At 68.5% G+C, this 21,961-nt stretch carries 28 protein-coding genes; 20 read left to right on the top strand and 8 right to left on the bottom strand.

The features are described from left to right. Nucleotides 1-2: 2 nt before the first annotated feature. From AC1DBN_RS06690 to AC1DBN_RS06675, 4 genes are read left to right on the top strand one after another with little or no spacing between them, the layout of a single operon-like run. Nucleotides 3-1,565 (top strand): hypothetical protein, encoded by a 1,563-nt coding sequence (locus tag AC1DBN_RS06690; RefSeq protein WP_091722551.1) that lies wholly within the window; start codon nucleotides 3-5, stop codon nucleotides 1,563-1,565. 19 nt (nucleotides 1,566-1,584) lie between these two features. Further along, the gene (locus AC1DBN_RS06685; protein ID WP_477722830.1) at nucleotides 1,585-2,694 is read left to right on the top strand and encodes an aminotransferase class I/II-fold pyridoxal phosphate-dependent enzyme; all 1,110 of its coding nucleotides are present in this window, start codon (nucleotides 1,585-1,587) and stop codon (nucleotides 2,692-2,694) included. After that, nucleotides 2,694-3,515: an amidohydrolase family protein gene (locus tag AC1DBN_RS06680; RefSeq protein ID WP_477722829.1), complete on the top strand. Its 822-nt coding sequence runs from the start codon at nucleotides 2,694-2,696 to the stop codon at nucleotides 3,513-3,515. Before AC1DBN_RS06685 ends, AC1DBN_RS06680 begins: the two co-directional genes overlap by 1 nt. After that, nucleotides 3,506-4,117 carry a hypothetical protein gene (locus AC1DBN_RS06675; protein WP_477722828.1) on the top strand — a complete coding sequence of 204 codons (612 nt, stop codon included), beginning with the start codon at nucleotides 3,506-3,508 and terminating at the stop codon, nucleotides 4,115-4,117. The genes AC1DBN_RS06680 and AC1DBN_RS06675 overlap by 10 nt, the downstream gene beginning before the upstream one ends. Here the strand turns inward: AC1DBN_RS06675 and AC1DBN_RS06670 are convergent. Then, on the bottom strand, nucleotides 4,114-5,526 hold the full coding sequence (locus AC1DBN_RS06670; RefSeq protein WP_477722827.1) for a sigma-54-dependent transcriptional regulator: 1,413 nt from the start codon (nucleotides 5,524-5,526) through the stop codon (nucleotides 4,114-4,116). The two genes, AC1DBN_RS06675 and AC1DBN_RS06670, sit on opposite strands and share 4 nt — an antisense overlap. A gap of 169 nt (nucleotides 5,527-5,695) precedes the next feature. After that, entirely contained in the window at nucleotides 5,696-6,451 is a 756-nt protein-coding gene (locus AC1DBN_RS06665) for a bacterial transcriptional activator domain-containing protein (protein ID WP_477722826.1), read from the bottom strand. 93 nt (nucleotides 6,452-6,544) lie between these two features. Between AC1DBN_RS06665 and AC1DBN_RS06660 the strand changes: the two genes are divergently transcribed. The 5 genes from AC1DBN_RS06660 to AC1DBN_RS06640 all read left to right on the top strand — a co-directional run bounded on the left by AC1DBN_RS06660 (nucleotide 6,545) and on the right by AC1DBN_RS06640 (nucleotide 10,049). Further along, the gene (locus AC1DBN_RS06660) at nucleotides 6,545-6,691 is read left to right on the top strand and encodes a hypothetical protein (protein WP_231994337.1); all 147 of its coding nucleotides are present in this window, start codon (nucleotides 6,545-6,547) and stop codon (nucleotides 6,689-6,691) included. Between the two features lie 210 nt (nucleotides 6,692-6,901). After that, nucleotides 6,902-7,663, top strand: a complete 762-nt coding sequence (locus AC1DBN_RS06655) for a phosphatase PAP2 family protein (RefSeq protein ID WP_477722825.1) — start codon at nucleotides 6,902-6,904, stop codon at nucleotides 7,661-7,663. A 10-nt stretch (nucleotides 7,664-7,673) separates the two neighbouring features. Continuing rightward, nucleotides 7,674-8,390 (top strand): DedA family protein, encoded by a 717-nt coding sequence (locus tag AC1DBN_RS06650; protein ID WP_477722824.1) that lies wholly within the window; start codon nucleotides 7,674-7,676, stop codon nucleotides 8,388-8,390. 4 nt (nucleotides 8,391-8,394) lie between these two features. Beyond that, a complete protein-coding gene (locus AC1DBN_RS06645) occupies nucleotides 8,395-9,066 on the top strand; it encodes a response regulator transcription factor (RefSeq protein WP_477722823.1) in 672 nt (223 codons plus the stop codon). After that, a complete protein-coding gene (locus AC1DBN_RS06640; protein ID WP_477722822.1) occupies nucleotides 9,063-10,049 on the top strand; it encodes a sensor histidine kinase in 987 nt (328 codons plus the stop codon). Before AC1DBN_RS06645 ends, AC1DBN_RS06640 begins: the two co-directional genes overlap by 4 nt. A gap of 126 nt (nucleotides 10,050-10,175) precedes the next feature. Here the strand turns inward: AC1DBN_RS06640 and AC1DBN_RS06635 are convergent, their stop codons facing one another. The 3 genes from AC1DBN_RS06635 to AC1DBN_RS06625 form a co-directional block, all read right to left on the bottom strand. Beyond that, nucleotides 10,176-10,520, bottom strand: a complete 345-nt coding sequence (locus AC1DBN_RS06635) for a YciI family protein (protein WP_091722576.1) — start codon at nucleotides 10,518-10,520, stop codon at nucleotides 10,176-10,178. Nucleotides 10,521-10,640: 120 nt separating this feature from the next. Next, nucleotides 10,641-11,399 (bottom strand): phosphotransferase, encoded by a 759-nt coding sequence (locus AC1DBN_RS06630; protein WP_477722821.1) that lies wholly within the window; start codon nucleotides 11,397-11,399, stop codon nucleotides 10,641-10,643. A 64-nt stretch (nucleotides 11,400-11,463) separates the two neighbouring features. Then, nucleotides 11,464-11,880 carry an MmcQ/YjbR family DNA-binding protein gene (locus tag AC1DBN_RS06625; RefSeq protein ID WP_477722820.1) on the bottom strand — a complete coding sequence of 139 codons (417 nt, stop codon included), beginning with the start codon at nucleotides 11,878-11,880 and terminating at the stop codon, nucleotides 11,464-11,466. A 100-nt stretch (nucleotides 11,881-11,980) separates the two neighbouring features. Between AC1DBN_RS06625 and AC1DBN_RS06620 the strand changes: the two genes are divergently transcribed. Together AC1DBN_RS06620 and AC1DBN_RS06615 are read left to right on the top strand one after the other, a co-directional pair. Continuing rightward, on the top strand, nucleotides 11,981-12,238 hold the full coding sequence (locus tag AC1DBN_RS06620) for a hypothetical protein (protein WP_314214376.1): 258 nt from the start codon (nucleotides 11,981-11,983) through the stop codon (nucleotides 12,236-12,238). Next, nucleotides 12,235-12,726: a hypothetical protein gene (locus AC1DBN_RS06615; protein WP_314214377.1), complete on the top strand. Its 492-nt coding sequence runs from the start codon at nucleotides 12,235-12,237 to the stop codon at nucleotides 12,724-12,726. Before AC1DBN_RS06620 ends, AC1DBN_RS06615 begins: the two co-directional genes overlap by 4 nt. Nucleotides 12,727-12,761: 35 nt before the next feature. Here the strand turns inward: AC1DBN_RS06615 and AC1DBN_RS06610 are convergent, their stop codons facing one another. Together AC1DBN_RS06610 and AC1DBN_RS06605 are read right to left on the bottom strand one after the other, a co-directional pair. Further along, a complete protein-coding gene (locus AC1DBN_RS06610) occupies nucleotides 12,762-13,142 on the bottom strand; it encodes a hypothetical protein (RefSeq protein ID WP_091722587.1) in 381 nt (126 codons plus the stop codon). 96 nt (nucleotides 13,143-13,238) lie between these two features. Continuing rightward, on the bottom strand, nucleotides 13,239-14,141 hold the full coding sequence (locus tag AC1DBN_RS06605; protein WP_477722819.1) for a helix-turn-helix transcriptional regulator: 903 nt from the start codon (nucleotides 14,139-14,141) through the stop codon (nucleotides 13,239-13,241). 87 nt (nucleotides 14,142-14,228) lie between these two features. Here AC1DBN_RS06605 and AC1DBN_RS06600 point away from each other — a divergent pair, with 87 nt between their 5' ends. From AC1DBN_RS06600 to AC1DBN_RS06580, 5 genes are all read left to right on the top strand, one after another. Continuing rightward, the gene (locus AC1DBN_RS06600) at nucleotides 14,229-15,119 is read left to right on the top strand and encodes an aldo/keto reductase (RefSeq protein ID WP_477722818.1); all 891 of its coding nucleotides are present in this window, start codon (nucleotides 14,229-14,231) and stop codon (nucleotides 15,117-15,119) included. 34 nt (nucleotides 15,120-15,153) lie between these two features. Further along, a complete protein-coding gene (locus AC1DBN_RS06595) occupies nucleotides 15,154-15,984 on the top strand; it encodes an oxidoreductase (RefSeq protein WP_477722817.1) in 831 nt (276 codons plus the stop codon). Between the two features lie 193 nt (nucleotides 15,985-16,177). Continuing rightward, nucleotides 16,178-16,552: a hypothetical protein gene (locus AC1DBN_RS06590; protein ID WP_477722816.1), complete on the top strand. Its 375-nt coding sequence runs from the start codon at nucleotides 16,178-16,180 to the stop codon at nucleotides 16,550-16,552. A gap of 95 nt (nucleotides 16,553-16,647) precedes the next feature. Then, a complete protein-coding gene (locus AC1DBN_RS06585; protein WP_157693496.1) occupies nucleotides 16,648-18,174 on the top strand; it encodes a glycosyltransferase family 39 protein in 1,527 nt (508 codons plus the stop codon). A 102-nt stretch (nucleotides 18,175-18,276) separates the two neighbouring features. Further along, nucleotides 18,277-19,023 carry an ABC transporter permease gene (locus AC1DBN_RS06580; RefSeq protein WP_477722815.1) on the top strand — a complete coding sequence of 249 codons (747 nt, stop codon included), beginning with the start codon at nucleotides 18,277-18,279 and terminating at the stop codon, nucleotides 19,021-19,023. Between the two features lie 117 nt (nucleotides 19,024-19,140). Here AC1DBN_RS06580 and AC1DBN_RS06575 read toward each other — a convergent pair whose 3' ends face one another. Next, nucleotides 19,141-19,497, bottom strand: a complete 357-nt coding sequence (locus AC1DBN_RS06575; protein WP_091722609.1) for an SPW repeat domain-containing protein — start codon at nucleotides 19,495-19,497, stop codon at nucleotides 19,141-19,143. A gap of 207 nt (nucleotides 19,498-19,704) precedes the next feature. Between AC1DBN_RS06575 and AC1DBN_RS06570 the strand changes: the two genes are divergently transcribed. The 4 genes from AC1DBN_RS06570 to AC1DBN_RS06555 are packed head-to-tail and all read left to right on the top strand — an operon-like array spanning nucleotide 19,705 to nucleotide 21,938. Then, on the top strand, nucleotides 19,705-20,034 hold the full coding sequence (locus AC1DBN_RS06570) for a PadR family transcriptional regulator (RefSeq protein ID WP_091722612.1): 330 nt from the start codon (nucleotides 19,705-19,707) through the stop codon (nucleotides 20,032-20,034). 1 nt (nucleotide 20,035) lies between these two features. Next, nucleotides 20,036-20,407 (top strand): DUF1048 domain-containing protein, encoded by a 372-nt coding sequence (locus AC1DBN_RS06565; RefSeq protein WP_091722614.1) that lies wholly within the window; start codon nucleotides 20,036-20,038, stop codon nucleotides 20,405-20,407. Next, nucleotides 20,404-21,174, top strand: a complete 771-nt coding sequence (locus tag AC1DBN_RS06560; protein WP_477722814.1) for an ABC transporter ATP-binding protein — start codon at nucleotides 20,404-20,406, stop codon at nucleotides 21,172-21,174. The genes AC1DBN_RS06565 and AC1DBN_RS06560 overlap by 4 nt, the downstream gene beginning before the upstream one ends. Then, on the top strand, nucleotides 21,174-21,938 hold the full coding sequence (locus tag AC1DBN_RS06555; protein ID WP_477722813.1) for an ABC transporter permease: 765 nt from the start codon (nucleotides 21,174-21,176) through the stop codon (nucleotides 21,936-21,938). The genes AC1DBN_RS06560 and AC1DBN_RS06555 overlap by 1 nt, the downstream gene beginning before the upstream one ends. Nucleotides 21,939-21,961: the final 23 nt, after the last annotated feature.

Below are 21,961 nucleotides of genomic sequence, written 5' to 3'. Positions count from 1 at the left end.
CCATGGATTTCAATCGACGGCCGGTTGCACCGGTGTACGCCGGACAGGACGTGGGCATCCGGTTCCAGCTGGAATCTTCGGACCCGCTGGGCGACTACGACTTCCAGGTCCTGGACGAACGGGGCAGGAGCGTGCCCATCGGCGGGAACAAGGGCGGCGTTTTCAGCAAGACCATGAGCCGCGGCAAGGCCCTGGACCTGAAAGTCCAGCTTCCCGAGGCCATGGAGTACAGGATCCGGTTCCGGCCCAACATGCGCGGCATCGTAGGGAACTGGACCATCATCGACCGGATCGATGTGCAGGCGCCCGAGTCCGCACCGGTGGTCAAGGTGGCCCTGGAACCGAATGCCTCCCCCAACAGCGGCCATTCCCAGCTTTGGGAGTTCATTTCCGGGGTATCCGGGAACCTGACCTACACCAACTTCGCCGCATTCGCGAAGACACGGAAGAAGAGCTTCAATGCCTTCCCGCCCTTCGGCGGGATGACGTACCAGAACCTGCACGCCCTCTCGGTCGAATTCGTTTCCAAGGGGGCGCTGGGCAACAAGTTCGGATCGGGCAAGAAGGGCACCAGTTGGGGACCGGCCCCGCACAGCAGCCAGGCCATTCCGCTGTCCTACGTCAGCGACCAGGACAAGGACCTCGCCAGCCCCTTCCCGAGCGGCATCCCCAACGGCCCCTACCCGCTGGACCTGGTGCCCTTCGTCGAGCTGATCTACGTGTACTGGCTGGAGGAGGGCATGCTGTTCCAGTCGCTGAACCGGATCATTGCCCGGTTCCAGAACCGGCGGACCCCGGCCGGCGGGGACGCGTTGTCCCGGCTCGCCGTCAGCCCGCTCCTGCCGCTGAGAGGCCTCCTTTGGGGGCTGGCCGAGGCGGAGAAGGACCGGCTCTCGCTGCGCCGCCGCGCCGCCGAGTACGAGTACCAGTACGGGCTGCAGCTGATCGGCCGGGCCATCCCGCCGTCGGAGACGCTCGTGGAACGGCGGACCCAGTTCCTGGACGCCTTCCATGGCCTGCTCAACGCCTGCCACCGCTACTACAAGGAGTTCAGCGACAAGACCGTGGACGCGGACGCCTTTCCGCTGCTGAGCAACCTGCAGGAACTGCACCTGGTCCTCGCGGCCGGAGCCAACAACCAGTTCGCCGACGTTTCACTGACCGCCCGGATCGAGACCCTGGACGTGCAGTGGATGCTGGCCCAGCCGGAGATGCGCGAGTTCCTGGGCGGCCGCACCATGGTGCCCTACCAGGAGGAATGGATGGGCCGGGTGGACACCATGAAGCTGATGCAGGAGTGGGCCGATACCAGCGTGACCCACTTCTACGATCTGGCCGTCCACGGCGAGCAGCTGCTGCTGTCCGTCCGCCACGGCCGGTGGAACGAGTCAGGCATGGCCAGCGACGACGCCAAGAACTGGGCGCTCAAGTGGAAGCCGTCCGTGCAGCGCTACATCCACGCCTACCGGGCCGTGACAGGGGCGGACCTCAGCGAGCGGGTGGACACCACCATGCCGTCCGCGCTGCTGCAGCGCCGGCTGGCCCGGAAGCTTGTGCGGTACTAGGCGATGGCCGGGTCAGGAGATGCCTAGCCCGCTGCAAGGGACGGACTTCACCTCCGCACTGTTCCTGGGCCAGCGCCACCCCAGCGCCTCACTGGCGCCGTGGGCGGAGTTCACCACGGGGGTGCCGGCAGCGCTGCGGGAGCTGCCGGCCGCCGCGGACCTCGCCTCAACTGTGGCTTCCCGCCAGCACGCGGGCGCCGGGCTGGTGGCGCGCTCTGCGCTGCACGGCATGATGGACGTCCTGCAGTCGCTCCCCCGCCCGGGGGACCTTCTCCTGGTGGACGAGGGCGCCTACCCCCTCACCCACTGGGCCTGCCGGGCCGGCGTGTCCCGCGGCGTGCGGGTGACGACGTACCCGCATTTCCGGCCGCCCGCCGTCGTGCCCTCAACGCGGACGTGGCTGGTGACCGACGGCTGGTGCCAGGGCTGCGGACGGCCTGCTCCCCTGGCCCGGCTGCAGGCGCTGGCCGGAAAGACCGGCGGCCGGGTGATCGTGGATGATTCGCTGGCGTTCGGCGTACTGGGCAGGAGGAATCACGACGGCGGACGTCGCCCAGGCGGGCACGGCGGCCTTGGCGATACGGACTTTGCGGGAGGCGGCTTTGGCGACGGGACCGGCACGGCGCGCTGGCTGGGGCTGAACCACGAGCATGTGCTGTGGCTGGGGTCGCTGGCCAAGGCGTACGGCACCCCGGTCACGGTGATCACCGGCGACCGTGCCGCGATTGACCTGCTGGCCCGGCACGGGGAGAACCGGATGCACAGCAGCCCGCCGTCGGCCGCCGACCTTGCCGCCGGGATCGGGGCCCTCCGCAACGGCCGCCTCCCCGCCCTGCGGGCCAGGCTGTGGCGGCTGACCCGGTGGCTCCGGCAGGCGTTCCGCGGGCTGGGGCTGCCTCCGATGGGACAGCCGTTTCCCATCGTGGGAACCCAGGTGGCGTCGCTGCCGCTGGCGCGACGGTGGCATGCGGCCCTGGCTGCGAGGGGTGTGGAGGCACTCGTCCAGCTGCCCCGCTGCCGGCCCGGCGCCGTGCTGTCCGCGGTGGTGCGGTCCGACCACACTCAGGCTGACCTCGACCGGCTGGTGCGCGGACTTTCCGCCGTGGCGCGGGACAGGCGGGCGGCCTGATGGACATCGTGGACTCGCACGTCCATGTGGGGACCGCCGGGGTGCCGCTGGGCCCTGCCGACCCCGCCGCCTCCTTTGCGCTGTGGCGGAGGCGTGCTGCCGCCGTCGGGATTTACCGGGCGGTGCTGATGGCCGCACCCGTGGGTGCCTACGCTGCCGCCAACCGGACCATGGCGAGCCTGGCCGGGCGGGCCCCGCGCCGGTGGCTCTGGTACGTGTTCGTCAACGCCGCCGCGGATCGGGGACGGGTAGGCAGCATCGTGGCGGACGCCCACACCCATGGGGCCTGCGGGATCAAGGTGCACTGGTCCGACGGGCCGGCCACGGACGAGGTGGGCCTCGCCGCGGAACGCCACCGGATGCCGGTGCTCTTCGACCCCGGCGGCGACGTGGAGCAGGTTGTGTGGCTGGCAGAGCGCCATCCCGGGGTGGCGTGGATCGTGCCGCACCTGTCTTCCTTCTCCGATGACTGGCGGGCCCAGAGCCGGCTGATCGGTGCGCTGGCCATGGTGCCCAACATCTTCACCGACACCTCCGGAGTGCGGTACTTCGACCTGCTGGCGGAGGCGGTGGCCCGGGCGGGGGCGCGGAAAGTGCTGTACGGCAGCGACGGCCCCTACCTGCACCCAGCCCCCGAACTCGCCAAGATTTTCGCGCTGGACCTGCCGCCCGCCGAACGGGCCCTCATCCTGGGCGGCAACGTCCTGCAGCTGACCGGCCCGGCGCGCAGGACCGGCGGGCGCCGCACCGCCTTCGCTGGCAATGGGCGAAGTCGCACCGATCAAAGTGGCACCGACAGGAGGAACACGGCATGGCTATGAAAACAACCGGACTGGCAGTCGGAGGCAAGGCCGTCGGCGGGCCAGGACTTGCGGAGATCAAGCCGCACAACGATGCGGCGATCCGGAAGGGCCTGTATCAGCTGCAGCGCTACGTGCAGCAAAGCGCGGCGGCCCGGGGAACCTCCACGGGCAAGCGGCCGGCGTGGATGGCGGGCAGCGAACCGGACCGGACCTCGGTGTGGCTGGTCACCTACTCGCCCTGGTCGGACAAGGGCCCGCCCACCCACGTCCGCGTGTTCGCGCATGAGCTGAAGCGCGACGACCTGCTGAAGAAGGGCCCGCTTCCCAGCCTGGAACGGCTGCTGGTTTCGCGCCGGGAGCTGACCAAGGTTGAGCTGCCCAAGACGATGCCGTTCCCCCACCCCGGCAAGCCGGATCTGTTCGGCCTGGCGGTGGAGCCGCTGGTCCGGCAGCGGTTCGCCGGCACCTTCCACCGGCCGCAGCAGAGGCCTCAGCGGCTGCGCAGGAAGGGACCTGACGTGCTCTGGCGGGAGCTGGGGGATTTGTTCCGGGAACTCGCCGACGAGACCGGCGACCGGTACTGGCGGGAAGTGGCCAACGAGCTGTCCCACGGCGTTTAGGTGCCCTCGCCAGCGGCCGGATCTGTTTGCGGACCTGTCTTGCGGGCCTGCCGCTGCTGGACGGCGCGGTCCGTGAGCCCCAGCATGGAGGCGGCCGCATGGACGTTCCCGCCGCTGCGCTCCACCGCCAGCGCAACGGCTGCCTCCGCGGCGCGCTCCTTGATCTCGCGCAGCCCCAGGCCCGCGTCAACGGCCCAAGCCACCGCGGCGGTGAGCGGATTCGCGGCGGAGGCACCGCCGTCGTACGCGTCTTTGCCCAGCGGCCCCCGGGATGGTTGCGGCCTGTCATCGCGTGGAACGTCGCCGGGGGTGATGGCGCCGGGGCCCACGTGCCGGGCGGCGATGCGGAAGGCGAGCTGCCTGAGGTCGCGGAGGTTGCCGGGGTAGCTGCGGCTGACGAGGGCGTCCTGGACCGCCGGGTCAACCTCGGGATCGGTCCGGGCCCCAGTGGCTTCGCGGCAGAACCTGGCAAACAGGCAGAGGATGTCCTCCAGCCGGTCGCGGAGGGGCGGCATGGTGACCACGGAGGCGGCGATGCGGTGGTACAGGTCGGTGCGGAAGCCGCCGCCGGCCACTTCGCTGAGGAGGTCGCGGTTGGTGGCGCAGATGAGCCGGAACTTGCTGTGCAGCCACCTGTCGCCGCCCACCCGCTTGTAGGTGCCCTCCTGGACCACGCGCAGCAGTTCCGGCTGGAGCTCCAGCGGGAGCTCACCCACCTCGTCCAGGAACAGGGAACCCTGGTCCGCGCCGGAACACGCACCGGTCCGCACGCTGACCGCACCGGTGAACGCGCCACGCTCGTGGCCGAACAGTTCGCTGCCCATCAGGGTGGGGACGATGGTGGTGCAGTCCACCACCACCAGGTTGCCGCGCTGGCTGCTGACCGCATGGGCCACCCGTGCCGCGAGCTCCTTGCCCGTCCCCGTCTCGCCCTGGATGAGGATGGGCGCGTGTCCGAATTTCGCCGCCACCACCAGCTCCCGCAGGGCTGTCCGGAGCGCCGGGCTCTGCCCCGCCAGCTTGTCCCGGACCGGCAGGGAATCGATCACCGATTCGACGTCCTCCACCCGCTGCAGCCACGCCGAAACCGCCGCCGCCTGCTTGTGCCATGCCACGCATTCCGCCGCGCCCGCCTCCAGCACCGGCCAGGGCCGCAACGATCCGTCCGGCGGCCCGATCACCATCACCCGGCACCGGCCGTGCTCCGCAGCCGCGAGCGCCGCCTCCAGGTCCGGGGTCAGTTCCTGCGCCACGATCAACCCCGCTGCCGAACCGCTGCCCGGCGCATCAACGGAATCCAGCGCGATATCCCCGGCACGGAGGGTTGCTATCGCCTCCCCGGCCCAGGCCTGCCGGCCACTGAGGTCCATCACCCACGGCATCGAGCCCCTCGCAGTTCCGCCGCCCACGTTGCCACCGCCTGAGGAAGGAGACCACGGCCGGCGTTACTGCCCCGTTACCGGTGCGTCCCGTCGCGCGGACCGGCTGAGCGGGTGTGCCGATCTTGCGTCAATCTTTCCGTAAAAACAGCGGGTTGCAGACGGTTCCTGCAGCATGATCAGGGCTACAGAGAAGGAGTCAGGTGACAGCATGATCGACGACAGCGCCCCCGCCGGGTCCGCCGCTCCCGCCAGCGGCGGGACGCTTGTCATCCGCACGTGGATTGAGGCCGACGGCGAGCCCGCCTTCCGTGCCCGGGTGACCTTCAGCGAAGGCCCCGGACGCCACGGCAGCCTCGCCGCCGCCGACCGGGAGCAAGTGGTCCAGGCCGTGCGGGAGTGGCTGTGGGACCAGAACGGCTGAATAGTCCACCGGTGTTTTCCGGCCGCTGTGCACCTGCGGATGGACCGGGCCCTGGACTTCGTCGATGAGTTTCACGAGTTCCTCGGAAGGCACCACGCCCATTTCCTGCCACAGGGTCACCGCATACTTTTCATAGGCCAACAGGCCTGAGGCGGAATTTCCCATCCGTATTTCGGCGATGACCAAAGCCCGCACTGCGCTCTCATAAAGCGGTTCAATATCCAGCGCGGCCACCGCGGCTTCCGCAGCGCCTTCACAGTCACCTGCCGTCAGCAGCGAGCGGGACAGCGTGGTCAGGGCCCAGAGCCGGGACTGGCGCAACCGGCCTTCCTCAAAGACCACCCAGTCCTCGTACCACCCTGGCAGCAGCTCGGCTCCGCGCAAGTCCAGGAGCGCCCGGGCGGCCTGCCCGAAGCCGGCGGAGCCGTCCTGGAGCAGGGCACGGACCCGATGCAGGTCAACCTGCACCGCAGGGTCCAGGGCGAGCATCGGTCCGTTCTTCGCCAGCAGCCCCGGCACCTGACGCGTCACCAGATGAGTGCTGACCCTCAGGCTTTCCAGCGCCCTCGGCTCAGGGCAGTTCGGCCACAACAAACCGGCCAGATAGATCCGCAGGCTGGGCCCGTGGACGGCAAGCACGGCGATGAGACGCTGCTGCCTGGCGGCAACGCGGACAATTTCTCCGTCACGGCGCAGTTGCCAATACCGGAGCAAATTCAATTCCAAATGTCCACAGACGCCATTGCCCACGGGACACCTCAACCCGTTTGAATTACCTGAAACACGTAGGAACGAGCATCCCCAGCTTGAAATGGAAAGTCAATGAACGTTAGCCCCTAATCAGGTTGGGAGGGCTGTCTCTCATACACCCATCCTCACCACAGGAACAGGGCACAGGAGTTCTTAAGCCTTTCTTAAGGACGCCTTGGGAGGGTTGAACGTGGGCCGGATAGCGGCCACATCCCCTCTCCAAGGAAGCCGATGCACCAGCCACCAGACAACTCACGCGGTCAACAGCACCCCGCCCCCACGGCTTCCCCGGCCGTCGGCACCCGGTTCCGGGCACTCCCCCAGCCCCGGCACTGGCTGCCGGTGGGAGCGCTGCTGTGCGCTGCCGTCGTGATGATTGGCCTGGCCGTGCAGCTGCTGCCCGGCGATACGGCCGCGGAACTGGGCTTCGACCAGACCCTCAGCCTGCACCACGCCGCCGCACTGACTGCCGTGGCCATGGGGATCAACCTGATGTTCGGCCCGGCGGCGGGGCTCCTGCTCATCGCCGCGGCCGCACTGGCCATCTGGGTGTTCCGGCGAGACCTGGTTGGCGCCGTGGCGTTCGGCCTCACGGCATGCTCGGGCTGGGTGGCCAGCGAGGCCTTCAAGCTGATCTTCGCCCGGCAGCGGCCCAACCCGGCCCTGCTTTTCGACCCCCTTGCCCCGGAGACCGGCTCCAACAGCTTCCCCAGCGGCCACACCTGCTTCGCCGTGGCCCTGGCATTCGCGCTGTACTTCCTCTTCCGCGGCACCCGCTGGGCCAAGACCGTGGCAGTGGCCGGCGCAGTGATGGCCGTGGTGGTGGCCTGGTCCCGGCTCTACATCGGCGTGCATTACCCCACGGATGTGGCGGCGTCCTTCCTGGCCGCGAGCGCCGCAGCGGTCCTGCTCGCCGGGCTCTGGAACCGCTTCGCCCCGCAGCTCCTGGAGCGCCTGCCCGCCGCCACCATGCGCCCCTCGGGCCGGATCTAAGGGACCACACATGCACAACATTCTTGTTTCAGGCGTGGTTCACGCCGCCGGTTCACCGTCCCTGCTGGACCCGGCCAGCCTCCTGGAAGGCCTGGGGCCGGCGGCGCTGGGCGTGATCGCGGCGATGGTCTTCATCGAATCCGGTGTCCTGTTCCCGTTCCTGCCCGGCGACTCGCTGCTCTTCACGGCCGGGCTCCTGCACCAGCAATTGCAGCTGGCCCTGCCTGTGCTGATCGGCGTGATCACCGCCGCCGCCATCGCCGGCGACCAGGTGGGCTACATCATCGGGCGGAAATTTGGCCGCCGCTGGTTCAAGGACGATGCCCGCATTCTCAAGACGGCGCACCTGACCGCCACCGAAGACTTCTTCCGCCGCCATGGGGGCGCCGCCGTCGTCCTCGCCCGTTTTGTGCCCATGGTGCGCACCTTCGCGCCGCTCACCGCCGGGGCCGCCCGCTACCATTACCGGTCCTTCGCGCTGTGGAACATCGTTGGCGCGGCAGTCTGGGCGACGTCCGTGACGCTCCTGGGCACGTGGCTGGGGCACTACGAGATCGTGGCGAAGAACATCGACGTCATCGCCGTGGTGATGGTGCTGGTCTCCGTGGTGCCGTGGGTGGTGGAGTTCCTGAAGCGCCGCCGCAAGGCTGCCGCCGCTGCTGAAACTGCCACCGCTGACACCGCCATCGCCGACAGCACCGCCGCAGAGCCGGCTGCGAAAGAATAGGCGCATGACAAACGCGGAACGGCTGGCCCTGCTGCTCGTTGAGGACGATCCTGTGCTGGGTCCGCTGATCGCCGAGCTGCTGGAGCCGGACTACGCGGTCCGGCTGGCCGCCAACGGGCAGGAGGGCCTGCACCTGGGCCTGACCCAGCCGTGGGACGTGATGGTGGTTGACCGCGGCCTGCCCGTGATGGACGGGGTCAGCGTGATCGCGGCCCTGCGGTCCAAGGGCGTGGCCGCACCCATCCTCATCCTCACCGCGCTGGGCGACACGGACCAGAAAGTGCTGGGTCTGGACGCCGGTGCCAACGACTACATGACCAAGCCGTTCGACGCCGGCGAGCTGGCCGCGCGGCTGCGTGCCCTGACGCGGACCTACAGTACGCCCGGCGGGACGGTGGACATCGGCACCTGGGAGCTGGACCCGGCGTCGCGCGCTGTCCGGTCGGTGTACGGCGACACGGTGTCGCTCACCGCGAAGGAGGCCGAGGTTTTGGCGGCCCTCGCGGCCGAACCGGGCCGGGTGTTCACCCGCGACGAACTGCTGGCGGACCATTTCCACCCCACGGACCAGCCCGGGGTGATCGACACCTACGTCCACCATCTGCGGCGGAAGATTGCCCGGACGGTGGTCCGCACCGTGCACGGCGTGGGCTACCAGATCGGCGACCCGTCATGACGCCGGCTCCCGCATCCGGCGACGCCGAGACGCTCCGGCGGGCCTCGCTGAAGGTGGCCCTGCGGATCACTGCAGCGTGCGCGGTGCTGGTGCTCTGCCTCCTTGCCGCCGCCACCGCCTTCCTGATGTACAAGCTCGCCAACCCGGTGCTCCCGGGGTCCACGGCGCCCGGGAAGGCCTACACGTACCTCGATTCGAAGGACCTGATTGAAGGCATGATCCTGGCCGGGCTGGCAGGCGTTGTGCTGGCCGGCGTGGTGGGGTGGCTCAGCGCCCGCAGCGCCATCCGCCCCCTGGGTGAAGCGCTGGCCCGCCAACGGCAGTTTGTGCAGGACGCCAGCCACGAACTGCGCACGCCCCTCACCATCCTGGACACCCGCATCCAGCTGGCCCAGCGCAAGGCCGACCCCGGTTCCGAAACCGGGCAGGCGCTGGCGCGGATCAGGGAGGATGCCGGCACCATGACCGGGATTGTGAACGAACTCCTCCTGGCTGCCACCGGGGGTGCTGCGGATGCTGCGGAGCCGGTGGATGTGGCGTCCGTGGGCCGTTCGGTGACGGCCGACCTGCAGGACCTGGCGGCGCAGCAGGGGGTCCGGCTGGTGTTCACGTCCAGCGGGGCGCCTTCCGCGCGGATCGACCCCGGTTCCCTGCGCCGCGCGGTGCTGGCCCTGGCGGACAACGCGCTCACGCACACGCCCGACGGCGGGACCATCACCATCAGCGCCTCGGTGGAGGGTTCGTTTGCGGTGCTTCAGGTGGCGGACACCGGTGCGGGGATCACCGGCGTCAACCCGGACCGGATTTTCGACCGCTTTGTCCGTGCACCCGGGCCCGGTAACTCTCCCGGCAAGCGGAGCTTCGGGATCGGCCTGGCCCTGGTCCGCGAGATCGCTTCCGGGGCAGGGGGCACCGTGAAAGTGGCCCGCACCGGGCCGGACGGGACCACCATGCGGCTTGCGTTGCCGGTGGCCCGGGACTGAGGTTTCTGGGCCCGGCCCGACGCTGATCTCCGAATGCAACCCGCATCCTCGATTTCGCCAGGGGTATACGGGATGCGCTCACGGGTATGCGCGTCGAAATCGAAGAAGCGCAGCGCGGCCCGGCTGTCAGCTGGCGGGATCGTACATGAACTCGCGGAGCTCCTGGGCGCAGCGGCAGGCAGCCGCAATCTTTGCCGCCCACTGCTCGGCCTCCGCCCGGGTGGGCACCTCCAGCACGGTAAACCCGCCGGTGATGTCCGAGCCCGGGTAGATGTCCGTGCCAGCGGAGCCGTCGGCCTGCACCAGCACGGGAGCGATATCCTCCGCGATGCCGCCGCCGAAGACGTACACGCCGGCAGCCTTGGCCTCCTCAATCACAGCATGCGACTCGGCCACCACAATGGGGAACTCCTCTTCGGTGAGGTTCATGGCTTGGCCCTTGCCCGGAAACGAAATCAGGTACTTGGTCATGGCTCGATAGTGCCACGCAGCCCTTCACCCGGGAAGGCCCCGATTATGGCTCCGCACGGAGGCCGCCGCGGGTGGCTGCCGAGGCGCCGCTCCGGGTGTTACGGACACGGACGACGGCGGTCAGTCGCCTGGTGCGAGCGCGCCCGCCCAGGCTTTTTGGTTCCGTTCGACATACTGTGCGGCCGCCTGCCAGTGGGCACCGTGTCCGTTGACGTACATGTCCGCCCAGGGCTGGAAGCCGGACTGATGGGAGGATTCCAGGAGCTGGTGCATGGCCGCCGTCCGCCGCGCCATCGCAGCGGGGAGCGCAGCCCGCAAGGAGGCATCGGCGTCGTACCCGTCCACCAAGGCGCGAAGCCGGAGCGCCGCTTCCTGCACCGGCTCGCCTTCGACCAGGAGCCCGAACGACTGTGCCGAATACGCCAGGTCCCACAGCCGGGTACTCGGGCCGGCGCCGTCCCAGTCGATGAACACCCAGCGCTCGCCCATGATGAGGTTCCAGGGTGCGAGGTCGTTATGGCACATCAGGTCCGGTTTCTCGGCGGGCAGCAGCATCTCCCAGGAATCCGGGTTGGGGATGGCAAAGGCTTCGCTGGCGTCGTGGATTTTCCGGATCATGCCGCCCACCCGGATCAGGTCCTCTCTGCCCAGCGGCAGCAGGTCCATGGCTTGCTGTCCGTTGGTGAACTCGACCACGGCCCGGCCCTTCCCGTCGCGGCCCAGCGGCTGGGGAACGTCCACCCCGGCGGACCGCAGCGTGGCCAGGTAGCCCTGCACTGCGGACGAGGTCTCCAGCCAGGGTTTCCGGACAGTATTTCCTACCCGGACAACGCCTGCGGATGCGTTCCCGCCGGTCAGCTCCTGCTCGTCAGCGCTCACCCGGCCACCCTACCGGGGGTGCGGTCGTCCGGATGGTGCCGGCCGCCGTCGTGCACTCCCAAGGTCAGCGGCCGGCGAAGAACTCGGCGGACAGCTTCTTCGGCGCCCGGGTGGCCCAAGCTTCCACCAGGATCTCGGCCAGCTCGTCCCGGGGGATCTCACCGAGGCGGGATTCCTGCACCAGGACCGCGTTGTACCCGTCAAAGTGGGGGATGGTGAAGAACGGAACGGACGGGTCCTCCACCAGGGCTTCCTTCGCTGCGTCATCCGGGACCATGATCACCAGCAGGTCCTGGTACTGCTCCCCCGTGTCCGGGTCTACCGCCGTCTTGTGCGGGGCCCGGTACAGCACGAAGCCCCGCCCTTTCGGCCCGCGCGGCACTTTGTAGGTTGGCCGGTCGCCCCAGGAAATCCCGAGCTCCACCTCGGGCAGGCCACTGCAGATGGCATCGATGTCGTCGGGTACGGCCATGCGTTCCATGGCCACAAGGTAGCCCCGCTCCACGGAAAGCGGCAATACCCGGTGCCGCCGAATCCGGGTCCTGTAGGCTCGGGGAACCAACGCCTGAGGGGGCAGACGCATGGAACACGAACGCTTGAGGGACCACACCAAACCACCGGCTCACGCGAAGTCCCGGGACGAACAGGTCAACATCAAGTTCTCGGCTTGGGCTTCCAGCGTCGTGGCCCTGCTGGTCATGGCGCCGTCAATTTACCGCCTTGGCGCAGGTGCTTTCGCCGGGTGGGACCTGGCGTTCATCGCTGTGGGCATCGGGCTGATTACCTTCCACATGGTGCGGCTGGTCCGGCTCCGCAACGAACAGGGACACCCGCAGTGAAGGCGCAACGGGTCGCAGGCAAGACCCTGAACATGCCGGTCCTCATCATTCTCGCGATCGTCGCCGCGCTGGCTTTGGGGGTGCTGCTGAACCCGCTACCTAAACCCGCAGAGTTAGCCGTGCTGGACCGTCCGGCCACTGCAGCTGACACCCTCCCGGAGGGCGTGACTGCCGTGCCCGAGGGCGAGCACACGCTACGGCTCGTGGCGGACGTCGACGACATCCGCTACTTCGTCAGCCAGAACACAGAGGGCACCACATCCTGCCTGACGGTGTTCCCGGACAACCACCCCCGGCAATGGGTCGCCGGCTGCGGCACCGGGTCCAAGAGCGACCAGGAAATCGTGCGGACGGGGTCCACCGGCATCGTCACCGCTGTCCTGGTTCCGGACGGCTACAACACCGCCGAGCTCGAGCAGGGCGGGTTCAAGAAAGTCCACGAGAACGTCTACGCCGCCGCCACTCCGCGCGTTCCGGGTTCCTTCTAGGAAGCACGACGGCGGGACGGGCTTGGGAGGGTTTGTTACCGCCGGTAGCTGCCCGGGTCCGTGTAGGCCGCCCAATATTGTGCCTTGCTCACGGCCTCGTCCCCGAGGTACCAGCTGACGACGAAGGGCACCAAGGCCAGCACCGCCACCAGTCCGCCGGCAATGATGCGAACCGGCCGGCGGGGCAGGGCGAACATCGAAGCAGCCGCGGTTGCCATCGAAGCAGCGGGTACGGCAACTCCAATAGCCATGATCCACTGGCGCTGCGGGATTTCAGCCTTCCAATACTCCGGCGGATAGTCGTCCGGGTCCCAGTCGAAACCCGACCCGAACACCATGAACGTCGACAGCACTGACAGGAACAGCAACGTGACGGCAAAGACCATCAAGACGCCGCCATCCAACCGTTTCCCCATGCCAACCATCCAACCACGGCACTGGCCACGCCCCTGACCCGCACCTGACCGGGCGTGACGGCGAAACCGGCCTCCCGCCGTCGTCCGCGGTTACCGTTAGGGCCGAAGCTGCTCCTGCGCTGCCAACGAATCCCGGACAGCCCCGTCCAAACTCCGCTGCGTGGCGGCCCAGCTGGCCAGCACCTTCAGCACATCCTCCGACGGCGAGGCGGGCTCGGCTGTGTAGACGTTGATCCGCAGGCCCGGGTCCGCGGGGAGCTCAAGCGCCTCGTAGGTCAGGTCCAGGTCCCCCACCGCTGAGTGGTGCAGGCGCTTGCGGCCGGTGCGGTGGTATTTGACGTCGTGCTTGGCCCAGCGGGTGCGGAATTCCTCGCTGCGGGTGGAGAGCTCGCCGATCAGGTCCGTGAGGTCCTTGTCGAACGGATTCTTCCCGGCCGTGGACCGCAGCACGGCCACAATGTCGTCGGCGCTGCGCTCCCAGTCGCGGAAGAAGGCCCGCGCCTTCGGGTTCAGGAAGGTAAACCTGGCGCTGTTGGGCGGTGTGACTTCCTCGGCCATCATGTCCTGGTACAGCGCCCGGCCCAGCTCGTTGGCGGCCAGGACATCGCCGCGGTCGTTGCGGACCCAGGCGGGCGCCGTCGTAATGGCATCGAGGATGCGCTGCACGCTGGGCCGCACCGTTTGCGGGCTCCGTTTGCGCCGCACACGGGGCGCGGCCGCGGACGCCCGGGCCAGGTCGAACAGGTGGGCGGTCTCGGCGTCGTCCAGCTGCAACGCCCGGGCCAGCGACTCCAGGACGCTGTCCGACGCACCGGACAGGTTCCCGCGCTCCAGCCGGATGTAGTAATCGATGCTCATCCCGGCGAGCATCGCCACCTCCTCGCGCCGCAGCCCCGCCACCCGCCGGTTCCCCCCGTACGCAGGCAGCCCGGCCTCCTCCGGCGTGATCCGGGCACGGCGGGAGGTCAGGAACTTCCGCACATCGTCGCTGTGTGTCATGGCCTCCACGGTACGCGCAGGCCCGGCACCGGAGGGAGGTACCGGCGCACCCTCCCACAACCGCGCAAACCGAAATACCGTGAAGGCATGACCACGGAACTTACCCTCAACAACGGCGTCACCATGCCCGCCCTGGGCCTTGGCGTCTTCCAAAGCCCACCGGAACAGACGACGGCGGCAGTCCAGTCCGCGCTCGACGCCGGCTACCGGCACATTGACACCGCCGCCGCGTACGGCAACGAGCGCGAGGTGGGCGAAGGCATCCGCCGCTCCGGCCTGGACCGCTCCGACGTGTTCATCGAAACCAAAGTGTGGGTCAGCGATTACGGCTACGACGAAACCCTGCACGCCTGGGACAAGGCCGTGGGGAAGCTCGGGGTGGAACAGCTGGACCTGCTCATCCTGCACCAGCCCGCCCCGGACCGGTTCGCCAAGACCATCGCCGCCTACAAGGCCCTGGAGACCCTGCTCCAGGACGGGCACGTGCGGGCCATCGGCGTCAGCAACTTCATGCCACACCACCTCAAGCAGCTGCTCGCCGAAACAGACGTGGTCCCCGCCGTCAACCAGATCGAGCTGCACCCCTACTTCGCCCAGCCGGATGTCCAGGCAGCCGATGCGGCCAGCGGGATCCTCACCCAGGCGTGGTCGCCCATCGGCGGCATCACGTTCTACCCCGGCTGGGGTGATGAGCACCGGCGGAACGTCATGGAAGACCCGGCGATTGCCGCCGTCGGGCAGGCGCACGGCAAGTCGCCCGCCCAGGTGATGCTCCGCTGGCACCTGCAGCAGGGCCGCTCGGCCATCCCCAAGTCCACCAATCCGGGGCGCATCGCCGAGAACTTTGACGTGTTCGACTTCGAACTGAGCACCGAGCAGCTTGCCGCGATCGATGCGCTGGATTCCGGCGTGCGCAGCGGGCCGGACCCTGACGAAGCGCGCCTGGACCGGTTCGCGATGCCCATCCCCGAAGCCTGATCCCGCCCGACAAACACTTCGAAAGGAAAACCCCATGACAACGTGGCTCATCACAGGATGCTCCACCGGACTTGGCCGCGCCCTGGCCCAGGCCGTGCTCGAAGCCGGGCACAACGCCGTCGTCACCGCCCGGAATGCAGCCTCGGTGGAGGACATCGCAGCCGCCCACCCGGACACCTCGCTGGTCCTGCCCCTGGACGTTACGGACTCAGCTCAGGTGGCGGACGCGGTCCGGCAGGCTGAGGATCGCTTTGGCAGCGTGGACGTGCTGGTGAACAACGCCGGCTACGGGTACCGGGCGGCCGTTGAAGAAGCGGACGACGGCGACATCCGGAGTTTGTTCGACACGAACTTTTTCGGCGCGGTGGACATGGTCAAGGCCGTTCTGCCCGGGATGCGGGCACGGAAAGCCGGGGCGATCTTCAACATCTCCTCCATCGGCGCCCGCATCACCCCGGCCGGCTCCGGCTACTACTCCGCCACGAAGGCCGCACTCGAGGGCCTGTCCGGCTCGCTCCGCAACGAGGTGCAGCCGCTGGGCATCAGCGTCACGGCCGTGGAACCTGGCGCCTTCCGCACCGACTTCGCCGGCCGCTCGCTCACCCAGTCCGCGACGCCGATCGGGGACTACGCGGACACGGCCGGGAAGCGACGCAAGGAAAACGACACGATGGACGGCAACCAGGCCGGCGATCCGGTGAAGGCGGCCCAGGCGATCATCACGGTGGCGGAGTCCGCGAACCCGCCGGCCCTGCTGCTCCTGGGCACTGACGCGTACGGCGCCTTCGGCATGGTGGCCGACGCCCAGCTGGCCGAGCGGGAGCAGTGGAAGGACCTCAGCACCAGCACGGACATCACCGGCTAGGCCCCTGCCCCGCCACTGAACCCAACTAAGTCGCATTTGATGTCGTTTTGAGCCCTCATAACGACATCAACTGCGACCCAGTTGCCGGGACGCGTCAAGAACCCGTCAAAATCACCGGCAAACCGGCCTGTTTTCCGGCCCGCAGGCGTGTGATGGACGTGCAGGGTTGGCACGGGCAACAAAGGCAGGGCACATGCGCTGGGATGATCTTCCTCAACACGACAGCGGGGTCCGGTTCGCCGCCCCTCCCGAAAAGGTGGAGGGGTACGGCGGCCGCGGCGTGAACGCGATCGCTCTCCACCCGTCGGGCGGCTACGTCTTCCTTGACACGGGCGGTGCCGGCTGGTGGGTGGTTTTTCAGCCTGATGCCGGGCCTGGTCTGCACTGGCGGCAAAGCCCGGGAGACATCCTGGCGTGCAGCGCCGCCTTCGATGAGATGGTCCACGTGGTGGTGCTGGCCTCGCATATCCGGGGAGCCGACGCCCTGGCTGCCTTCCACTCCGCCATGCCCGCCACCCTGGAAGAGGCCGTGGACGTAGCCGCCGCGCTCACCACCCCAACTAACTAGCAGTAGATGTCGTTTTGGGGCCCCATAACGGCATCTACTGCGACCTAGTTGGGAGAGCGGGAAACTGCGTGCGCCGCCCCGTGTAGGGTCAACGGGTGGAATCTCAGAGGACTGCGACGCTCACGGGCATACTGGACGGACTCGGGAACCGGCGGCAGGGCCCGGACTCAGGAGCAGTAAGTAGCGGATGGAAGCTCCCGGCCGCCCTGGGGCTCCTTGCATTCTGCGTGGCCTTCGTGGGCATGTGGATCCCCTCCTTCTGGGACGACGAGATCGCCACCATCTCCGCCGCCCGCCGCTCCCCCGGCGAACTGCTGCTGCTCCTTCAGTCCGTGGACGCCGTGCACGGGCTGTACTACCTCTTCATGCACTTCTGGACCTCCGTGTTTGGATTCTCGGAGATCGCCATGCGGATCCCGTCAGCCCTGGCCGTGGGGCTGGCGTGCGCCGGAACCACCATCATTGGCCGCAGGCTGGGTTCACCTACCACGGGCATCGCCGCCGGCCTGGTCCTGGCCTTCCTTCCCCGCATGGTCTGGGCCGGCACCGAGGCCCGGCAGTCCGCCTTCGCGGCGCTGCTGGCCGTGGCCCTCACCCTGCTCCTGCTGCGGGCCTGGGAGTCCAACCGCGTCCTCGACTGGGTGCTGTACGGCCTGTGCGCGGTGGTGGGCGTCTGGATGTTCATGTTCTTCGTCCTCGCCGTGATGGCGCACGCAGCGGCAGCGGTAATCCTGCGGCGGCGGGTCCTCGGAACGCTGGTAGCCTCCGCAGTGGCCGGTGCCACGGTGTTGCCGTTCGTCCTGCACGCCCTGGGGCAGAAGGCACAGGTGGACTGGATCCAGAACCGCTCGCTCGCCCAGACCCTCATGACCGCGGCCGTGAAGCAGTTCTTCTACGGCGATGACAGGCCCACCAACAACGCTCCGCCGCAGTGGGTCCTCGGCGCCATGCTGGTGCTCGGCGTGATCGAGGTGGGCCTGGTGGTGTGGGGTATCTGGGCTTCCCGGCGCCACGGCCGGCACCGGACTCTCATCGTCCTGGGCCTCTCCATCATCCTGCTCCCGGCCCTGGGGCTCCTGCTGGTCAGCGTGCTGGCCCAGCCGGTCTACGTGGCCAGATACCTGACCTTCACCGCCCCCGCCTTCGCCCTGCTGGTGGGCCTGGGGATCTCCCAGCTGCCCGCCCGGAAAGCCTGGCTGCGCCCGGTGGCGCTGGCCGCCGTCGTCCTCTGCAGCCTGGTTCCCCAGCTGACCATCAAGAGCGTGGTCAGCGAACCCGCCGACACCGAGCGCCGCGTCGCCGGCATGCTGGACGGGGCACTCCCCCGGCCCGCCGCCGTCGTGTTCGGGGAGCCGTACCTGCGCGACCTCGCCCTGGCCTATCCGGAACACTTCGACGGCGTGGCAGACCTCGCGCTGGAGGCAAGCCCAGCGGAGTCCGGAACGCTGTGGGGCGTGAACTCGCCCGTCGCCGCCGGTGAACTGGCCCGCCGCGGAAATGTCCTCTTCGTCGGCCAGGCCGGCGCGCCGGCCGACCTCTCCGCCTTCGCCGAAGCGGGCTGCCGGGAAACGGACAACCGGCCCTTCGAGCGCATGGTGCTGATTTCCTTCACCTGTTCCTGACCGGCCGCGCTCACATCCCCAACTAGGTCGCAGTAGATGTCGTTTTGGGGCCCCATAACGACATCTACTGCGACCTAGTTGGGGGCGGGATACGCTGGCCTGATGCCCCACATTGCCGACCTGCTGCCCACCCTGGCGGCGCTCGCCATCCTGGTGGCACTCACGGTGGGCGTCCTCTGGGGCTCCCGGACGCCGCAGTACCTCGCCCCCGCCGTGGCCATCCTCCGCGGCGCCGCCCAACTGGCCCTCATCAGCCTCATCCTGGGCGGCATCATCAGCGATCCGCTGTGGGTGGGCGCGGCGTTGCTGGTCATGTTCAGCGTGGCGGCCACGACGGCGGCGCGCCGGCTGGGCTGGTCGTGGCACCGGTTTGCCGTGGTGGGCGGAACGATGGCGCTTGGCATCACGGTGACCCTGGGCGTGGTGTTCGCAACCGGCGCGATCGACTTCACGCCGCGGTACGTGCTGGCGGTGGGCGGCATTGTGATCGGCAACTGCATGAGCATTGCCACCCTGGCCGGGCGCCGGTTCTACGAGGCCGTCAACGAGCAGTGGGACCAGGTGGAAGGGTGGCTGGCGCTGGGTTCCACCGCGGGTGTGGCCACACTGACGCAGGCCCGGCAGTCCGTGCACTCGGCCCTGATCCCCTCCACGGACCAGACCAAAACCACCGGCCTGGTCACCCTTCCCGGCGCGTTCGTGGGCGCCATCTTCGGGGGTGCCTCACCGCTGGAGGCGGGCCGGTTCCAGGTGGTGGTGCTCGCGTCCATCATGGCGGCGGGTTCCATTACCGCCGTCGTACTTCTCCGCTCGCTACGCGGCGTGAAGGTGCGTCCGGCGGTTCCCTGAGCGCCCGCACACCCGGCCCCGAACCAGGGCCGCCGGACATAGCTCCGCCACGGCCTCGGCTGCTGGTGGCGGGCCCAACCCCGCTCCGCGCGGCTCCGGCCGTGGCAGATTCCGGTGCTAATGCGAGACGCGGTAGGCGTGGCGGACGTCGGTGCTCGGCTTGATGGCGGCTGCTGTAACCACCAGCGCGGCGCCACCTGCGATCCACGATGTCAGCGCCGCTCCCGTGGCGCCTGTGTAGGTCCCCAGCCATGGCGAGAGGACCAGCCCTGCGGCGAGGATTGCCTGGACATATTCCATAGCAGGCATACCGGGCATGGCCAGGTTGATCAGGCCACTGACCACCAGCAGCCCGCCGAAAACGAGCATGCAGGTTGTGGACAAGTTGAGCTGCCGGGTCCACAGGACCGCGACCGCAGTGAAGAGTCCGGCGGCGACTGTTGCCCAGTCCTGCCACCGATACCACTTAGTCACTGAATTTCCTTTCTGTCCGGAACGGTCGGGCCCGCTGCCTTTCCGCCCCGCGGACACTGCTGTCCGCAACTTAAGTCAACGCCTCCCTGACCCCATCTTCAAGGGGAAAAAGGCCCTCCGGAACAGCCAGGAAAGACCTCTTGCACCGCCGGTACCCAGTGTTACTATGTAGTGGTAGTCAGCAACACTAAGTAGCAGGAGGAGCACATGGGCAAACAGATGACGGAGATGCTCAAAGGCACGCTGGAAGGCATCGTCCTGGCAATCCTGGCCACCCGGCCCGCCTACGGCTACGAGATCACCACGCGGCTGCGGGACCAGGGCTTCGCGGACATCGCCGAAGGCACGGTGTACGCCCTCCTGGTCCGCATCGAACAGCGCGGCCTGGTGGACGTGGAGAAGGTCCCGTCCGAGAAGGGCCCGCCGCGCAAGGTGTACTCGCTGAACGCAACGGGCACGCAGGAACTTGCAGAGTTCTGGAGGACGTGGAGCTTCCTCGCAGAACGAATCGAACAGCTCCACCAGGAAGGTAACTGACATGGCCGCCAAATGGATCGAAGCACTCACCGGACCGCTGGAGCAGAAGAAGCAGTACAAGCAGGCCAAGGCACGCCTCGATGCGCTGCCCGAGCCGTACGTCACCGCCGCGGCGGCCTTCAACAGGTACCTCATGTACTACGGCGGAGTCACCGAGGGCGACACCATGGTGCAGATGATCTCCGACCTCGCCGACCTCTGGGAACGCGCCGCCATCGACGGCACCCCGGTGGGCGACATCGTGGGTAGCGACCCCGTGGAGTTCGCCGAATCGTTCGCCCAGGCCTACGGGGGCAAGCGCTGGATCGACAAGGAACGCGCCCGGCTGATCGAGGCCGTTGACGATGCGAAGAGGAAGGAATCCAAGCCATGACCGCGGCAGCCGCCCCGGAACCGGCCATCCGAGTGCGGGGCATCGGCAAGTCGTTCAAGGACCTGCATGTGCTGCGGGGCGTCGACTTTGACGTGGCGCCGGGGACCATCTTCGCGCTCCTCGGCTCCAACGGCGCCGGCAAGACCACCCTGGTTCGCATCCTGTCCACGCTGCTGGCGGCGGACGCGGGCACCGCCACGGTGAACGGGTACGACGTCGGCGCGGAGCCGGCTGAGGTGCGCGGGTCCATCAGCCTCACGGGCCAGTTCGCCGCGGTGGACGAGGTGCTCACCGGGCGGGAGAACCTGGTGCTGGTGGCCCGGCTGCGCCACCTGCCCGAACCGCGAGCCATTGCGGACGAACTCCTGGCCAGGTTTGCCCTCACCGAGGCGGGGAACCGCAGGGCCGCCACCTACTCGGGCGGCATGCGGCGCCGGCTTGACATCGCCATGAGCCTGCTCGGCAATCCGCCCGTCATTTTCCTCGACGAACCCACCACCGGCCTGGACCCGCAGGCCCGGCTGGAGGTGTGGGAGACCGTCCGGCAGCTCGCCGGCCAGGGCACCACCGTACTGCTCACCACGCAGTACCTTGACGAGGCCGAGCAGCTGGCAGACCGCATCGCCATCCTGCACCAGGGCACCATCATCCGGAACGGGACCCTCGCCGAACTCAAGCAACTCCTGCCGCCAGCCACGGTGGAATACGTCGAGAAGCAGCCCTCCCTCGAGGACGTCTTCCTGGCCCTCGTTGGAAAGGAACTGTGATGACCACGCACATTCTCAGCGACACCCGTGTGCTCACCGGCCGGTCGCTGCGCCACATCCTCCGCAGCCCGGACACCATCATCACCACAGCGGTGACCCCGGTGGCCATGATGCTGCTGTTCGTTTACGTGTTCGGCGGGGCCATCAGCACCGGCACGGGCGACCCGTACGTCAACTACCTCCTGCCCGGCATCCTGCTGATCACCATTTCCTCCGGCGTGGCCTACACCGCGTACCGGCTGTTCCTGGACCTGCAGGGCGGCATCTTCGAACGGTTCCGGTCCATGCCCGTGGCCCGGCCCAGCGTCCTCTGGGCCCATGTGCTCACCTCGCTTGCCGCAAACTTTGCCGCCGTGGCGATCGTGGTGGGCGTGGCCCTGGTGATGGGCTTCCGGTCCGGGGCGTCCGTGGCGGCGTGGCTCGCCGTCGTCGGGATCCTGGCGCTGTTCACCCTGGCGCTGACGTGGATCGCGGTGATCGCGGGCCTGCTGGCGAAGACCGTGGACGGTGCCAGCGGCTTCAGCTACCCGCTGATCTTCCTGCCGTTCATCAGCTCTGCGTTCGTGCCCACCGGCTCCATGCCCGGCCCGGTGGCGTGGTTTGCCGAGAACCAGCCGGTCACCTCCATTGTGGACACCCTCCGCGCCCTCCTCGCCCAGGAACCAGTGGGCAGCGGCATCTGGACGGCGCTGGCCTGGCTGGTGGGCATCCTGATAGTGGCCTACGGCCTCGCGGCGGCCATCTACCGCCGGAAGTCCGGCTGAACGGTGCCGGTTCAGATGGTGCC

This window comes from Pseudarthrobacter sp. 10T415 (assembly GCF_056394175.1).
Note: the sequence above shows the minus strand (reverse complement) of the source record. Positions and strands in the feature narration are given on the sequence as shown.

Bases quoted from the DNA above. Each gene is read 5' to 3' on its own strand.
- AC1DBN_RS06690 (WP_091722551.1), top strand. From the start codon at position 3: ATGGATTTCAATCGACGGCCGGTTGCACCGGTGTACGCCGGACAGGAC.
- AC1DBN_RS06685 (WP_477722830.1), top strand. From the start codon at position 1,585: ATGCCTAGCCCGCTGCAAGGGACGGACTTCACCTCCGCACTGTTCCTG.
- AC1DBN_RS06680 (WP_477722829.1), top strand. From the start codon at position 2,694: ATGGACATCGTGGACTCGCACGTCCATGTGGGGACCGCCGGGGTGCCG.
- AC1DBN_RS06675 (WP_477722828.1), top strand. From the start codon at position 3,506: ATGGCTATGAAAACAACCGGACTGGCAGTCGGAGGCAAGGCCGTCGGC.
- AC1DBN_RS06655 (WP_477722825.1), top strand. From the start codon at position 6,902: ATGCACCAGCCACCAGACAACTCACGCGGTCAACAGCACCCCGCCCCC.
- AC1DBN_RS06650 (WP_477722824.1), top strand. From the start codon at position 7,674: ATGCACAACATTCTTGTTTCAGGCGTGGTTCACGCCGCCGGTTCACCG.
- AC1DBN_RS06645 (WP_477722823.1), top strand. From the start codon at position 8,395: ATGACAAACGCGGAACGGCTGGCCCTGCTGCTCGTTGAGGACGATCCT.
- AC1DBN_RS06640 (WP_477722822.1), top strand. From the start codon at position 9,063: ATGACGCCGGCTCCCGCATCCGGCGACGCCGAGACGCTCCGGCGGGCC.
- AC1DBN_RS06635 (WP_091722576.1), bottom strand. From the start codon at position 10,520: ATGACCAAGTACCTGATTTCGTTTCCGGGCAAGGGCCAAGCCATGAAC.
- AC1DBN_RS06625 (WP_477722820.1), bottom strand. From the start codon at position 11,880: ATGGAACGCATGGCCGTACCCGACGACATCGATGCCATCTGCAGTGGC.
- AC1DBN_RS06620 (WP_314214376.1), top strand. From the start codon at position 11,981: ATGGAACACGAACGCTTGAGGGACCACACCAAACCACCGGCTCACGCG.
- AC1DBN_RS06610 (WP_091722587.1), bottom strand. From the start codon at position 13,142: ATGGGGAAACGGTTGGATGGCGGCGTCTTGATGGTCTTTGCCGTCACG.
- AC1DBN_RS06605 (WP_477722819.1), bottom strand. From the start codon at position 14,141: ATGACACACAGCGACGATGTGCGGAAGTTCCTGACCTCCCGCCGTGCC.
- AC1DBN_RS06600 (WP_477722818.1), top strand. From the start codon at position 14,229: ATGACCACGGAACTTACCCTCAACAACGGCGTCACCATGCCCGCCCTG.
- AC1DBN_RS06595 (WP_477722817.1), top strand. From the start codon at position 15,154: ATGACAACGTGGCTCATCACAGGATGCTCCACCGGACTTGGCCGCGCC.
- AC1DBN_RS06590 (WP_477722816.1), top strand. From the start codon at position 16,178: ATGCGCTGGGATGATCTTCCTCAACACGACAGCGGGGTCCGGTTCGCC.
- AC1DBN_RS06580 (WP_477722815.1), top strand. From the start codon at position 18,277: ATGCCCCACATTGCCGACCTGCTGCCCACCCTGGCGGCGCTCGCCATC.
- AC1DBN_RS06570 (WP_091722612.1), top strand. From the start codon at position 19,705: ATGGGCAAACAGATGACGGAGATGCTCAAAGGCACGCTGGAAGGCATC.
- AC1DBN_RS06565 (WP_091722614.1), top strand. From the start codon at position 20,036: ATGGCCGCCAAATGGATCGAAGCACTCACCGGACCGCTGGAGCAGAAG.
- AC1DBN_RS06560 (WP_477722814.1), top strand. From the start codon at position 20,404: ATGACCGCGGCAGCCGCCCCGGAACCGGCCATCCGAGTGCGGGGCATC.
- AC1DBN_RS06555 (WP_477722813.1), top strand. From the start codon at position 21,174: ATGACCACGCACATTCTCAGCGACACCCGTGTGCTCACCGGCCGGTCG.